The organism is Cryomorpha ignava, from assembly GCF_010686655.1.
GTDB classification, from domain to species: domain Bacteria; phylum Bacteroidota; class Bacteroidia; order Flavobacteriales_D; family Cryomorphaceae; genus Cryomorpha; species Cryomorpha ignava.
Map to the genome: position 1 here is coordinate 1 of NZ_JAAGVY010000144.1, position 692 is coordinate 692.

The 692-nt window shown below is 38.9% G+C and carries 1 protein-coding gene; it reads right to left on the reverse strand.

The genetic code is table 11. From position 1 onward, the window contains the following. Window positions 1-692, reverse strand: a 692-nt coding sequence (locus G3O08_RS20800) for a transposase (protein WP_163287365.1), incomplete at both ends; no start/stop codon positions are given.

Below are 692 nucleotides of genomic sequence, written 5' to 3' on the forward strand. Positions count from 1 at the left end.
GCTTCTGCTTGGGCTATTTTTTTATTAAAATAGTCTGGTTCATACTCTTGATCTTTTTTGCAAAGCGTATAAACAAGAATGAGTAGTTTTCGTTGCACAGCTACTTGCGCTTTCATGGGTATATGTGTCCTCTCTAAAATTCTATCACGTAACCTTTTAAATTCTGGAACGTGCTTAGATGCTGACATGGCTGCATGATACAACAAGTGTCTTATATAGCGATTTCCTTTCTTCGATATATGTGTCTGTCCTTTAATGGAAGTTCCTGATTCATTGTGTACAACATCATATCCTGCGAAGCTTGTTAACTGTTTTGCATTAGTGAAGCTTAAAAACCCATCTCCCTCGGCTACTAAGCCAGCTGCGGTTTGTATAGCGACACCACTTATGGTACATATCTTTTCTATACAGTCTGAGACCTGCTCATCGGTTGCAACCATGTCTTCCAGTTTTGACTTAATCTTGTCAATTTCTTTATCCAAAACAGCAATCAATTTCTTATTGCTTTGCTTGATATCGGTAGAGATATTGTGCGAATATTCCTTACTGTGCGCTATATTAGACAAAGCCGTTTTCTGCTCTTGCAACTGTATTCTGTAGCGGCTTAGATCACGCATCTTACGGTATATCTTTTTTGCTGGTTGCCACTCCTTATGTGATCTTTCCACTCCAAATTGTGCCAGAACTTTTGC